This is a genomic window from Myxococcus sp. AB025B (assembly GCF_006518215.1).
GTDB classification, from domain to species: Bacteria; Myxococcota; Myxococcia; order Myxococcales; family Myxococcaceae; genus Myxococcus; species Myxococcus fulvus.
Window position 1 is genome coordinate 1 of record NZ_SRLW01000037.1, and the last position, 13700, is coordinate 13700.

Here is a 13700-nt window from a genome sequence, read left to right on the forward strand (position 1 = left end):
GCTCGCTGGTGGACGAGGTGGGTGGGCGGGCCACGGGCTCGGAGGCCAACCGTCGCGCGGTGGAGTGGGCGCTGGAGCGCTTCCGGGAGGCAGGCGTCAGCGCGAAGGCGGAGCCGTTCCGGATGCCGACGCTGTGGCTGGAGCAGGGCGCGAGCGCGACGGTGCAGGGCAAGGGCGTGCGCTTCTCGCCCCGGGTGGCGGCGATGCCCTTCTCGGCCGCGACGCCGAAGAATGGGCTCACCGCGCCGCTCATCGACCTGGGGCGAGGCACCGAAGCGGACCACGCCCGCGTGGGCGCGAAGGTGAAGGGCGCCTTCGTCCTGGTGGAGACGGACGAGCTGCGGGACGTGGACGGGCTGTTCCGCGAGTACGCGGAGGCGGTGGGAATCGAGGCGCGCGCGGTGGCCGCCGGTGCCGCGGGCGTCGTCTACATGGGCAGCCGCCCCGGCAATCAGCTCTACCGCCACAACGTGTCGACGGGCGCGAAGAACACCCGGCCCATGATGGTGATGGAGCGCGATGGCGCCCGACGCGCGCAGCGGCTGCTCCGCGCGGGCACGGCCCTCACGTTGAGCGCGGCGTTGGACTTGAAGACGGGCGGGCCCTACGAGGCGCGCAACGTCATCGGTGAGATTCGGGGCACCACCAAGCCGGACGAAGTCGTGGTGCTGGGCGCGCACCTGGACAGTTGGGATCTGGGCGGAGGTGCGCTCGACAACGGCGCCAACGTGGCGATGCTCATCGACCTGGCCCGGCAGATTCGACGCCTGGGGCTCAAGCCCGCGCGGACGATTCGCTTCGCGCTCTGGAACGGCGAGGAGCAGGGTCTGTACGGCTCGGCGGGCTACGTGCGCTCGCACGCGGCGGAGCTGGACGGGCACGTCATGGCGCTGTCGGTGGACATCGGCTGCGGGCGCATCAACGGCTTCTTCACCAACGGCCGGCCTCCGCTGGTGCCCCTGGTGGACCGGGCGCTCGCGCCGGTGGCGGGCCTGGGGCCCTTCACCCAGGTCGACGTGCCGGTGGTGGGCACCGACAACCTGGACTTCATGCTCAGCGGCGTGGCGAACCTCATCGCCAACCAGGAGTCCGCGACGTACGGGCCCAACTACCACGCGCGCTCGGACGAGTTCGAGCAGTGCGACGCGCGCACGCTGCGCGGCAACGCGGCGGTGGTGGGCTCGCTGGCGTGGAGCTTCGCCACCATGGAGGAGCGGCTGGGGCGTCAGGGCCGCGCGGAGGTGGAGGCGCTCATGAAGGCCACGGACCTGCCCCAGCAGCTGCGCTCCTTCAACCTCTGGGACGAGTGGCAGGAGGGCAAGCGCGGCAGCCTCGCCGGCAAGCAGGCGACGCCCACGCCGCGCTGAATCGCCCTCAGCGCAGGCGGTGCTCGGCGAGCCAGGTGTCGATGAGCGGCTGGGTCCTCGGGGACGGGTCCTCCGTGAGGGCCATGGCCTTCGCCTCGTTGGCGAGCCGCACGGCGCGCTCGCGGTCCTTGCCGGAGTCCCACAGGGCCTGGGCCAGGAAGAAGCGCACCTCGGTGCGGTGGCCGGGGCCCGGCAGGGCCTTGTCCCAGCCCGCGACGGCGCGCTCCAGCGGCGCCAGCGCCTCGCGGGGCCGGCCGAGCTTGAGGAAGGCGGCGCCCAGGTCCCTCAGGCTGAGCGTCCACTGACTGGCGCTGTCGTCCGCCTGCTGCATCTGGATGTCGACGGCGCGCTGCAGGTGCGGCAGGGCGTCCTCGTACCGGCCCTTCAAGCCGAGCACCCGGGCCACCAGCCGCAGCGGACTGACGAGCCCCGGGTCCATGAGGCCGCGCGCCTTCTCACGGATGCTCACCGCCGCGAGGAAGCGCTCGAGCGCGAGGTCGTGCTTGCCGCTCTGGAAGTAGAGCACGCCCAGATTGGCGTTGATGACGGCGGCGCCCAGGCTCACCGCGCCGTCCGTCTTCGCGACGATGGAGAGCGCGCGCTCGTACAGGGGCAGGGCCTCGTCGGTGCGTGACTCGACGACGAGCGTCGAGGCCAAATCGTTGAGCGCGTCGTACACCCGAGGGTGCTCGGGGCCGAGCGTGCGCTCGAAGACACCGAGCGCCTCCCGCGCGATGCGCTCCGCGACGTCCAGCTCGTTCAAGTCGCGGAGCACGGGGACGATGGCGATGCGCACGCGCGCGACGTCCGGGTGCTCGGGGCCCAGGGCCTGCTGGGTGATGGCGGCGGCGCGCTCCAGGTGGGCCTTCGCCTCCTCCAGCCGGGGGTGCACCCACTGGGTGGAGCCCAGCTCCAGCAGCACGTCCGCGACCTCCAGGCTGTCCGGGCCGAAGGTGCTCTCGGCGAACAGGAGCGCCTGCCGCTGGAGTTCGACGGCCTCCTCGAACCGGCGCTGCTTGCGCAAGAGCGTGCCGGAGTAGGTGAGGAGGTTGACGCGCGTCAGCTCGTTGCCGCCGCCCAGTCGCTCGATGGCGGCGGCGGCCCGGTCCTTCCAGCGCGAGGCGAGCTCGTACTCGTCCAGGCCGATGCACGTCACGCGCACCAGCAGCGTCCAGGCCCGCGCGGCCACGGCGTCCTGACGCGTGGCCTCCGCGGCGTTGAGCGCCTCGAAGAGGGCGGCCTCCGCGCCGCGCCAGTCGCCCGCGCCCTCGCGCAGCTCGCCGAGCAGCAGCGAGATTTCGGCGCCGTCATGCCGGTTCGCCGCGCGCCGGGCGGCGAGCGCCGTGGGCTCCACCAGCGCGACGCCCTCCGCGTAGCGCCCGGTGGAGAGCAGCGCGCGGCCCCGGGCGAGGGTGGCGCGCAGCGCGGCGTGCTGGGCCCGGGCCTCGGGCCCCTCGGGAATCACGGCCCCGCCCGGCGCGAGCGCCTCCGAGCAGCCCGACAACGCCGGCAGCCCCTTCACCGCGCGGTGCGACTCGTCCACCGTCCGGGCATCCGCCTGGGACAACAGCCGCGCGAGCGCGGAGACGTCCGCCAGCCGGTTGTCGAGACAGCGCATGCGCCACGCCATCACCTCCTCGGGCTGCTCCTGGCGCACGCGCGTCGCCTCGCAGGCGGTGATGCGCGTGGTCGTCCACGCGGCGGTGTACGCGTCCAGCTCGCGGCGCACGCGCTCCCAGGCGGCGGTGGCGTAGGGACGGCCGGTGGCGGCGAAGGCGTTCTGGATGGCGTTGTGCTGCTCGGGCCCCCAGACGGCGGTCATCTCGTCCGGCGCGCTCGCGCAGGCGCGGGCGCCCCGGGTGTGCACCGCGTGCGTCAGGCCCACGGCCGCGCCGAGCATGGCCACGGCGCTGCCGAGCTGGAGCGCGCGCTTCCATCGGGCCGAGGGGTCCTTCTGGAGCGCGTCCAGCAACGCCCCCAGATGCGGGAAGCGGTCCTCGGGACGCCGGGCCAGTCCGCGCAGCAACACGCGGCGCACCCACGGCGGCACGCGCGTGCCGGCGGGCGCGGTCCGCACCTGTCCCGAGGACACCTGGGTGGACAGCTCCGCCAGCGTGGCGCCCTCGAAGGGCCGCGCGCCGTAGAGGGCCTCGTGCAGCGCCACGCAGAAGGAGAACTGGTCCCCGGCCGCGCTCGCGCGTGTCTTGTCGAGCAGCTGCTCCGGCGCCATGTAGGCCGGCGTGCCGCCCGTGACGGAGCGCTCCATGCCCGCGGTGGCGGCGCCCTCCGTCGTGGTGGCGGCGCCCTGTGTCGCGGTGGCGGCGCCCAGGCGCGCGAGGCCGAAGTCGGTGACGTGGACGTTGCCGTCGTCGCCCACCAGGAGGTTGGCGGGCTTGAAGTCGCCGTGCACCACGCCCGCGGCGTGCGCGGCGGCGAGCCCCCGGCCCGCGTCGAGGAAGAGCTCGAGCACCTGTCGCCACGGGCGCGGCGCGGCCTTCAGCCACTCGACGAGCGTCCGGGCCTCCACGCGCTCCATGGCGAGGAAGACGTGCTGGCCGAAGGTGCCCACGTCGTACACGGCCACCACGTTGGGGTGGGAGACGCGGGCCATGGCCTGCGCCTCGCGCAGCAGGTGCGCGCGCTCCTTCTCGACGTTCAGCCCGAGCGCGCCGGTGCGCAGCAGCTTGAGCGCCACGCGGCGGCCCAGCTCCGGGTCATACGCGCCATAGACGACGCCCATGGCTCCGGCGCCGAGCAGCTCCAGCACCAGGTAGCGGCCCACGGCGGTGCCCTTCTCCAGGGCCGCGTCCGGGCGGCCGGAGAACGGTTGCGCGGGCTCGGTGGGCGGCTCCGCGCCGGCGGTGTCCGGGGACTGGGCGCGCAGGCCCTCGGCGACCATGGACCTGCAGGAGGCGCACGTGTCGAGGTGCGCATCCACCTCCGCGGACTCCTGGGGGGACAGCTCCCCCAGGAGCAACTTCATGAAGACGGCCTCGTCGACACAGCGCATGAAGGAGGGGTCTGGCTCCGGGTGGGGAGGGCGTGGGCGACGATAGCAGAGCCCTGTCACGAGGTGATGTCAGGCCCGGGGCACCACCTCCAGGCGCTCCTCGCTGCCCAGGCGCAGCTCCACGTGCCGGTGGGGCGCGCCCGCATGGGCGGCGAGCCACTGGGCGAGCGGGACGACGGCGTGCTGCTCCACCGCGCGCTTCAGGGGCCGGGCGCCGTAGCGCGCGTCGAAGCCCGTCCGGGCGAGGAAGTCCACCACGTCCTCGCCGAAGGACACCTTCACGCCCCGCCGAGAGAGGCCCTCGCGTCCCAGGGCCGCGTCCAGCGTGCGCCGGGTGAGGGTGCGGATGACGTCCGCGGACAGGGCGCGGTAGGGGACCACCTGGTCCAAGCGGTTGAGCAGCTCCGGCCGGAAGAAGGCCGTGGCCGCGCCCAGGTAGTGGGCCTCCATGTCGCGAGGCCCGTCCCCGCCGAAGCCCAGCGAGCGCGCCGCCGACTCCGCGCCCAGGTTGCTGGTGAGCAGCACCACCGTGTTGCGGAAGCTGACGGTGCGGCCCGTGCCGTCCGTGAGCCGTCCCTCGCCGAGCACCTGGAGCAGCAGGTCGTGCACGCCCGCGTCCGCCTTCTCCACCTCGTCCAGCAGCACCACGCCGAAGGGCTGCTCGCGCACCCGTCGCGCGAGCCCGCCCTGCTGTCCACCCACCTCGCCCACGAGGCGCCCCGCGCTGCCCGGCGCCGCGTACTCGGCCATGTCGAAGCGCGCCAGCCGCGACACGTCCCCGAACAGGTACTCCGCCAGGGCCAGCGCGGACTCCGTCTTGCCCACGCCCGTGGGGCCCAGGAGCAGGAACGCGCCCAGGGGACGCGAGGGGTCGGCGAGGCCCGTCTTCAGCGTGACGACGAGGTTGCGCAACAGCAGCGTGGCCTCGTCCTGGCCGACGATGCGCTCGCGGAAGCGGCGCAGGAGCGCGTCCGGGTCCAGTCGAATCGACGCGTCCACCAGCTCGCGCGGATAGCCCGTGCGCGTGCAGAAGGCGGCCGTCACCGCGCCGGGGCCCACCTCCGCGCTCGAGTCGAGCTGGGACGTGGCGGCGCGCAGCAGCGACACCGCGCCACCGGGCGGAGGCCCCTCGCCGAAGCGCTCCGTCAGCTCGGCCGCGCGCTCCAGGGACTCCGGCGTGAAGCGCACCTTGCGCGTCTTGGCCACGCGCTGCGAGGCCTGCTGCACGGCGGCCCTGGCGGCGGACGCGGGCAGCGGCTCCACCGCGAGGTGTCGCAGGGCCTGGAGGAAGGCGCCGTGCGTGCGCTCGGCGCGCGCGACGTCCTCGGGGGTGGCCTCCAGCACCAGCACCACCTCGCCGCCCTCCAGCGCGGGCAGCAGGTGCCGCGCGACGTCCAGGCCGGTGTCGCCGCCGCCCAGCGAGAGCAGCTCCGAGAGGCTGTCCAGGTGCAGCACCGCGCGGCGCACCCGCAGCTCGAGCACCATCTGCTGCACGCGCTTCTGCCACTGCCCCAGGTAGGCCATGCCGGCCATGATGCGGCCCCCCGACGTGCTGTAGACCTCCAGCCCATGGAGCGGGTTGCCCGCGGGCGCGGACTCGGCGCGGTGCACCAGCTCGTGCACCAGCGCCGTCTTGCCCACGGAGGGCGGCCCCACCAGCAGCACGCTGGCGCGCGCGCGCGCCGTGACGGCCTCGGTGAGCAGCCCCACCTCCTTGTTGCGTTCCCACGCACGCTCCAGCAGGCCCGCGCGGACCTCCTCGTTGAGGCAGCGGCTGGCCTCCGCGAGCGCGGGGGGCGGAGGCGGTCTGCGCTCGGCGCGCCGGGACTCGTCGACCCGGGTCGCGCGGGGTGCCTCGCGGTGCTTCATCGACACGGAGAGGGTCTCGACGGTCTCATCGCCCAGGTAGGCCAGCGAGTGCAGCCGCTCCAGGGGCGCGAGGTAGAGCTCGTGCCGGACGAGCTCCTCCACGTACGCCTCCAGGTCGGAGAGGTCCTGCAGCGAGCCCTGCACGTCCACGCGCGGCACCCAGACGTGCACGGGGTCCTTGCCCGAGCCCGCCTTGCGCTTCGCACGCTCAGCCTTGCCGCCGCCGCGCCCACCGCGCGTCACCACGGTGAGCTTGAGGGGCACGGGCAACAGCCGCCCGTGCTGCACGGCGCGCACGGTGAGGTTCATCTTCTTGGTGCGCAGGTCCGGCCAGTGCGTGACTTCGTCGTGGAGCTGACCGCGCTTGAGCAGTCGCCCCAGCACTTCCGCCACGTCCAGTCGCGCGGTCGCCAGGTCCGGCGCGAACGAGGCGAGGTGCGGATGCGTCAGCACATGCGCGGCCACACCCACGCCCGGGTAGCTGCGCACGAACAGGTGAAAGTTCTTCTCCATGTCAGTGCCCTCCTCGGGACTGCTCGCGCAGCACTCGCGCCGCCCAGGTGACGGCGTCCGCGGGGGGCCGTCCGCTCGCCAGGTGTTGGATGGGGGGCTGCATCCCTTCCAGGACCACCCGGCCCGGAGCGGGCGCGGGGGCGGTGCCCTCGCGGCGGGCCTGCTGCTCGGAGAGCTTCAGCTCGTCTCGCGCCGCCACGCGACGGGCCACGTCCGCGAGCTGCTCGGGTGTGCCCTCCAGCCGCTCCACGCGCAGCAGCGCGGGCCTGGGGCCGTCATCGCGCGGGATGAGGACCAGCGCGTAGCCCTCCAACTGGGGGAGGACGTCCGACAACCCGAACGCGGTCAGCGTCACCACCGCGCGCCGGACGCGGGCTCCGACGGGGAGCGCCGTCCCGCTCGACTCCCATGAGGTCCTGCCATCCGGCTCCACGCGCTCCTCGAGGATGACGCAGCGGCCGAGCCCCTGGGGCAACGAGCCCGTCACGGCGCTCACCGCGAAGGTGGACGCATCGGCCAGACCCTCGACCAACAGGCTGTGCGTCTCCACGCCGCGCTCGCGTCGGCCAAGCTGGTGCGCGAGCCACTCCACCTCATCCCGCAGCTTCATCACCTTGGGGCGGCAGCGGCGCAGTCGCTCCTCGGGAGACACCGGCAGGGGCTGCGCGGCGTACGCCGGACGGGGCCTCAGTCCACCGCGTCCCTTGTTGTGCCAGCTGGAGTCGTACGCGCGACGCTCCTCCTTGCCCGCGCGCTCCTCCGTCTCGAGGAAGTCGCGGTCCGCCAGCTCGTTCTCGCGGATGTCCAGGGCCTCGGCCGACAGCCGCTCCAGGCGCTCTCCCAGCTCCAGCGCCTCGGGGCTCGTCGATACGTCTCCCGCCTCCGCGCGCTTCGCCTCCGCCGCCAGCAGCGCGTCCAGCCGCGCGGTGACCTCCTCGAGCGCACGGAAGACCGCCGGCAGCGTCCACGTGCTCGGGGCCTGCTCGGGTGCCCACGCGGGCTCGCGCACGAGCAGCTCCACGGACAGGCCCATGTCGTCACCCTGGCGATACAGCTCCACGCGAGCCAGGTCGTCGCCACCGCGCCGCACCAGGTGATGCGCCAGGGGCACGGTGAGGCGACGCTCCAACGCGCGCTTCAGGGGACGGGCGCCATAGCGTGGGTCATAGGCCTGCTCCACGAGCAGGTCGAGCAGCGGGGACTCCACCTCCACCAGCACGTTGCCCCGGCGGATGCCCCGACGCGACAGCAGTGACTCCAGCGCGTGCTCCACCACGAGCCGCAGCGCGGCGGGCGTCAGCGAGCGGAAGGGCACCACGCGGTCCAGCCGGTTGAAGAACTCCGGACGGAAGAACGCGCGCACCGCGGAGAGGTAGTGCGCCTCCGCGCCCTCGGGGGCCCGGTGGAAGCCCGTGCGGGCGGCGGCCTCGCGCACGCCCAGGTTGGAGGTGAGCACCACCACCGCCTGCCGCGCGTCCACGGTGCGTCCGGCGCCGTCGGTCAACCGTCCCTCACCGAGGAACTGGAGCAGGGCATCGAACACGCGCGGGTGCGCCTTCTCCACCTCGTCGAAGAGCACCACGCAGAAGGGCTGGGTGCGCAGCGCGGTGGTCAGCTCGCCGTCCGGGGCTCCGGGGCGCCCGAGCAGTCGGGTGATGCTGGACGCGGAGATGAACTCCGACATGTCGAAGCGCACCAGCCGCTCCTCGCTGCCGAAGAGGGTGCGCGCCAGCGCCTTGGCCGTCTCCGTCTTGCCCACGCCCGTGGGGCCCACGAAGAGGTACGTGGCCAGCGGCTTGTCCGGCGGCTGCAGCGAGCGCTGGAGCGTGAGGATGGCGTCCACCACGGCGCCGACGGCCTCTGGCTGCCCCGCCACCTGCGTGGCCAGGGCCCGCTCCAGCGCCTCGCGGGAGCGGGGCGGCGCGCTGCCCAGCACGAAGTCCGGCAGACCCGTCTGCTCGCGCATCGCGGCGGTGACGTCGACCTCCGTGAAGCGCCGCACGTTCTGCTCCACCGTGCCCGGGCGCGCGAGCACCCGGCGCAAGAGGCGCACCGCCTTGCCCGGGAAGGACTCGTGCGCGACGAAGCGGTGCTGCAGGTCCAACAGCGTCTCCAGCGCCAGCGGCGACAGCCGCACCGCGGGCCCACCGTCACCCGAGCCCTCCAGCTCGCGCAGCGTGCCCAGCAGGGCGGGCAGCGTCGTGCGGGGCTCCAGCGCGGGCACGTGCACCACGCGGAAGAGCGAGGCGAGCGTGGGGGCCTCCTCGCGCACGCGCTCGAAGCGCTCCGGCGTGGACTCGGCCAGCACCGTCAGCTCGCCGCGCGCCATGTGCGGCTCCAGGAACTGCGCCACATTGGTGCGCTCGTTCGCGGTGCGTCCCGCGTAGACGAGCGACGCCAGGTCGTCCACGTAGAGCAGGTCCGCGACCTCCACCAGCTCCTTCACCACGCCCCGGGCCCGCGCCTCCCACTGGCCCACGTAGCTCATGCCCGCGATGAACTGGTTGCCGTCCACGCGCCACACGTCCCGGCGCTGTCCCGCGGCGTCCTGGCGGACGGTGAGCCGGCGCACCACCTCGTGCACCAGCGCCGTCTTGCCCGAGCCCGGCGGGCCCACCAGGACGATGGCCGCGCCCTCGCGGCCTTCCAGTGCGTCCACCACCTCGCGCACGAGCGACTCTCGGCCATAGCAGTGCTCCAGCCCGTCGTCGCGCGCGGCGTGGCTCAGGTTGCGCGCCACCTCGCGCAGCTCCGTGAGCGTGAGCCGCCTGCGGTTGCGCCGCTTCTCTCGCTGCTCCGGCGTCTCGGGCGGCGTCGCGGTCTGCTTCGACTCCGACGCGGACGCGCGGCGGCGCCGGGGCGGCTTGGGAGGACGGGGCGGCGTGCGCGGGAGGATGGAGGGCGCGTAGGCATCCACCTCCAGCAGCTCCAGCCGCTCACGGCCCTGGGCCCAGCGCGAGTCCAGGTTCTTCAGCCCGTGCTCCAGGCACCACGCGCCCAGCCTGCGCCCCAGCGCCTTGGGCAGGTCCTCGGGCCGGGCGATGGCGAAGCGGGCCTCCGGCATGCGCGTGGGCGTCACCACCCAGAAGTCATCGCGAGGCCACTTCTCCAGCAGCACCGCCATGCGCCCCTCCAGCGCGATGCGCAGGCCCTTCTCCCGATCTCTCGCCTCGGTGTCCACCTTCACGTGCTTGAGCGACAGGTGCGGAGGCAGCTGGTAGCTGGCCACGCGCGACGGGTGCTCCTTCTCGAAGCGCTCCATGATGGCGAGCGCCAGGTCGTCGCGCAGCGCGGACAGGCTGGGGCCCACGCGGTGCAGGGCGGGCCAGAAGGCGGGGACCCAGGCCTCGACGAGGCGGCCACCCATGGGGGCGTAGACGAGGGGCAGTTTGAGATCCATGGGTCAGTCCTCCTCCGTCTCGCCGAACACCCGCCAGTTCATCCACGGCTCCTGCAGCGACTCCATGTCCAGCACGCCGCCGGCGTAGCGCACGCGCGCGCCGGTGCGCAGGTCCTCCACGGAGCCCCCCGACATCTCCGTCGAGCCGGGGCGAATCCTCCGGACCTCCTCCTTCGGCAGCAGCTTCTCGAGCTTCTCCCACTCCGGCAGCACGTCCCGGCTGTACGGATTCGTCGAGAAGAGCACGCGGACGAGCGCCGCCTGGCTCCCCTCGACGAAGCGGTGCACGCCGTGCTCGGCGGAGAGCAGCAGGGGGCGCGTCTCGCCCGTCACCTCGATGGCGTAGGCCATGGGCGTCGTCTTCAGCTTCGTCAGGTCGTCGTGCTTCTCGTAGCTCCACGTCGGAGGCGGGGGCTTGCGAGGCGCCTTCTCTCCCTCCGGCTTCTGGTAGGGCCACAGGAGCACGCGCTGGAACGTGAGCTGCTTGCTGTTGCACCAGCGCTCGTAGGACGACGCCAGGAAGCACAGCCGGGCCCAGGCGCCACGGCTGGGCACCAGGATGAGGGAGACGCTGCGCGAGTACTGGTAGAGGCTCCCGTAGAGCCGCTCCCGCAGAGGGCGGAACGTGGCGCGCAGCGAGGAGACGTCCCTCGCGAGCGACTCCGCCTGTCCCACCGAGCGCGACAGGTGTGCCTCGAAGAGCAGGTCCTCGATGGCCTCCGTCTGCTGGGCGCACTCGCGGAAGGCCTTGTCCAGCTCACGTGCCTCGCCGGACTTGCGTGACGACTCCTCCGCCAGCGCGCGCTCCTCCCAGTACGACGTCTGCCGGGACATCTTGTCGAAGACAGCCAGCTCCTGGCGGAGCACGCGCATGGGCGGAGAGCGACCCCAGCGCTGCACCTCCGCGCGCAGCGTGGCGGCCTCCTCCAGCACCTGCTCGATGGCCTGTCGACCCACGCCCTCCGCCGCGCCGCCCACCGCCTCCGCGCGCAGCGTGAGGCCACTGTCGCCGCCTTCCACGTGCAGCGTCACCGGGCCGCTCGTCGGGTGCTCCGCGAGCCAGGCCGCCACCGGCACCACCAGCTCCCGCTCCAGGGCCCGCTTGAGCGGGCGCGCGCCATAGCGCGGGTCGAAGCCACGCGCGGCGAGCCAGTCCAGCGCGGACTCGGAGACCTCCAGGCTCGCGTCGTGGCGGGACAGGCCGGAGCGGCGTCGCACGGCCTCCACCTCGCGCACCACCAACCGGCGCAGCAGCTCCGCGGAGAGCGGCGAGAAGACGATGGTGTCGTCCAGGCGGTTGAACATCTCCGGCCGGAAGAAGCGCTGCACCTCCGCCAGGTAGTGCGTGCGCAGCGCGGCCACGTCGGGGACTGCGCCGAGCGAGTCGAAGCCCACGCGCGCGCGCCACGTGTCCGCGCCCAGGTTGCTGGTGAGCACGAGCACCGCGTTGCGGAAGTCGGTGAAGCGGCCCGACGCGTCGGTGAGCCGGCCTTCGCCCAGCACGCCCAGCAGCGCGTCGTGCACGGCGGGGTGGGCCTTCTCCACCTCGTCCAGCAGCACCACACAGAAGGGCTGGCGGCGCACGGCCGCGGAGAGGTGGCCCGGCGTCTGCCCATCACCCAGGAGGCGCAGGAGCGCGTCCGGGCCGGCGTACTCGCCCATGTCCAGGCGCACCATGCGCTCACGCGAGCCGAACAGCAGCTCCGCCAGGGCCTTGGACAGCTCCGTCTTGCCCACGCCCGTGGGGCCCACGAAGAGGAGCACGCCCAGCGGCCTGCGCGTGTCCGCGAGCCCCGCCTTCAGCACGGACACGACGTTGGCGACGCGCTCCACCGCCGTCGGCTGTCCCAGCACCCGCGTGGAAAGGAACGCGCGCACCTGCTCGGCCTCCAGCGGCACGTCGTCGCGAAGCAGGGACTCGGGGATGCCGGACTCGGAGGCGAACTGGCGGACGGCGTCCAGGCGCGTGACGTGGGCCTGGGCCGCGTGGGTGCAGGTGGCGAGCAGCCGCCGGAGGAAGGCCACCGCGTTGCCCACCTGCGCGCCGTAGGGCAGGAAGCGCCGGCACAGGAAGCGGCTCTCCTCCAGGGCCTCCGGCTTCACCTCCAGCGACGTGGCGCCCACGGTGTCCTGGGCCACGCGCGTCAGGATGCGGGAGAGCGACTCCAGCGCGGGCTCCTCCACGCGCACCACGGAGAACAGCCGGGCGAAGCTGGCGTTGCGGCGCTCCACCTGGGCCCACGTCTCCGCCGTGGCCTCGGCCACCACGGACACCTCGCGGGTGGACAGCAGCGGCAGGAGCAGCTGCGCCACGTTCTGGTCGCTGTGCGCGCTCTTGCCCGCGTCGAGCAGGTCGACGGCGTGGCCCAGCGCGAGGATGGCGCGGGCCTCGGAGGCCTCGCGGTAGGACTGGAGCACCTGCTGCTGCCAGCCGCCCCACATGCCCTCGCCCGCGATGAGGCGGCTGCCGTCCACGAAGAAGAAGGGCCGCGCGCGCTCGTCGTCCGTGGCGTTGGGCGCGCGCAGCGCCTCGGCGAGCGCGTGCAGCAGGGCGGACTTGCCCACGCCGGAGGGGCCCACGAGCACCACGGCCTCCGCGTCCTTCGCGGCCAGTCGGGCGCGCAGCAGGGACACCAGCGCGTCCTGCTCGTAGGCGGGGTCCAGCTGGCCGTCCTCCGCGAGCTTGTGCCAGGGCACCGCGATGCGGTCCAGCACGGGTGTGGGCGGCGGCTTCGCGGTCTTGTCGCCCGGCTCATGGCGCCGCTTGCGCTTGCGGGGCTCCCACGTGTCTTCGTCGAGGACCTCCTCTTCGTCCTCGTCGTCCAGCGGCCCGGTGACGCGAGGCTCATCGGATGTGTCGGGCGCATCCGGGGGACGCGGCGGTGGGCGGATGTCCAGGTGGAGCTGCCGCGGCGTCAGGGCCGACAGCCGCGTGGGCGTGGCCTCCACCTCCACGTCGATCAACGCCTCGCCGCCATCCGCGCGCAGGGCCAACAGGCGCGCGTCGCTGAGTCCCTCCAGGCGCTCGCGCAGCCGCTCCGGGGCATCTTCGGGGAGTGACTTGCCCTGGAACCACAGCTGCGTCTCCAGGCGCGGCGTGTTCAGCCCCAGGTAGGACTGGTGCGTGGGCGCGGAGACGCCGAAGAGCGACAGCGGCGCGACGGAGTTCTCCTCCTCGCCCCAGACGGGGAGGGCCCGCAGCTCCAGCGTGTGCGGCGTGCCGCCCGTGGCGGAGATGAACTCCGGCACGCGGCGGGGATGGATGCGGGTCAGCTGGTCGTCGAGCGCCAGCGTGAGCTCCTCGGTGGCCCTCTCCAGGGAGTCCGCGTGCACCGCGAGGTGGGGAAGTGACAGCGGCGTGAGCGTCACCCGACCGCTGGCGTGGCGCTGCACCCAGCACTGGAAGCGAAAGTTCATGGAGTGTGTTCACGCTAACATGGGGCGGCGCAGTGACGGTGCGACGCTCGCGTGGCTGACGCGGCCCGTCGGCGCGTGGGCACTGGACAGTCGGCGCGCTTCGGCGGGACGCTGGGCCCCACCA

5 protein-coding genes are annotated in these 13700 nt (G+C 73.6%); 1 reads left to right on the forward strand and 4 read right to left on the reverse strand.

Going from position 1 to position 13700, the window contains the following annotated elements; all coding sequences use genetic code 11:
* Positions 1-1367, forward strand: a 1367-nt coding sequence (locus tag FL311_RS08545) for a M28 family metallopeptidase (RefSeq protein WP_141324445.1), incomplete at its 5' end; no start/stop codon positions are given.
* Positions 1368-1374: 7 nt separating this feature from the next.
* Here FL311_RS08545 and FL311_RS08550 read toward each other — a convergent pair.
* The 4 genes from FL311_RS08550 to FL311_RS08565 form a co-directional block, all read right to left on the reverse strand.
* Positions 1375-4350 carry a tetratricopeptide repeat protein gene (locus tag FL311_RS08550; RefSeq protein ID WP_228556756.1) on the reverse strand — a complete coding sequence of 992 codons (2976 nt, stop codon included), beginning with the start codon at positions 4348-4350 and terminating at the stop codon, positions 1375-1377.
* 96 nt (positions 4351-4446) lie between these two features.
* Complete coding sequence (locus FL311_RS08555; protein ID WP_141324447.1) at positions 4447-6759, reverse strand: AAA family ATPase; 2313 nt, start codon at positions 6757-6759, stop codon at positions 4447-4449.
* A 1-nt stretch (position 6760) separates the two neighbouring features.
* Positions 6761-10159, reverse strand: coding sequence for an AAA family ATPase (locus tag FL311_RS08560; protein ID WP_141324448.1), 3399 nt, complete (start codon positions 10157-10159; stop codon positions 6761-6763).
* Between the two features lie 3 nt (positions 10160-10162).
* On the reverse strand, positions 10163-13576 hold the full coding sequence (locus FL311_RS08565) for an AAA family ATPase (protein WP_141324449.1): 3414 nt from the start codon (positions 13574-13576) through the stop codon (positions 10163-10165).
* Between the last annotated feature and the right edge of the window lie 124 nt (positions 13577-13700).

Bases quoted from the DNA above. Each gene is read 5' to 3' on its own strand.
- FL311_RS08550 (WP_228556756.1), bottom strand. From the start codon at position 4,350: ATGAAGTTGCTCCTGGGGGAGCTGTCCCCCCAGGAGTCCGCGGAGGTG.
- FL311_RS08555 (WP_141324447.1), bottom strand. From the start codon at position 6,759: ATGGAGAAGAACTTTCACCTGTTCGTGCGCAGCTACCCGGGCGTGGGT.
- FL311_RS08560 (WP_141324448.1), bottom strand. From the start codon at position 10,159: ATGGATCTCAAACTGCCCCTCGTCTACGCCCCCATGGGTGGCCGCCTC.
- FL311_RS08565 (WP_141324449.1), bottom strand. From the start codon at position 13,576: ATGAACTTTCGCTTCCAGTGCTGGGTGCAGCGCCACGCCAGCGGTCGG.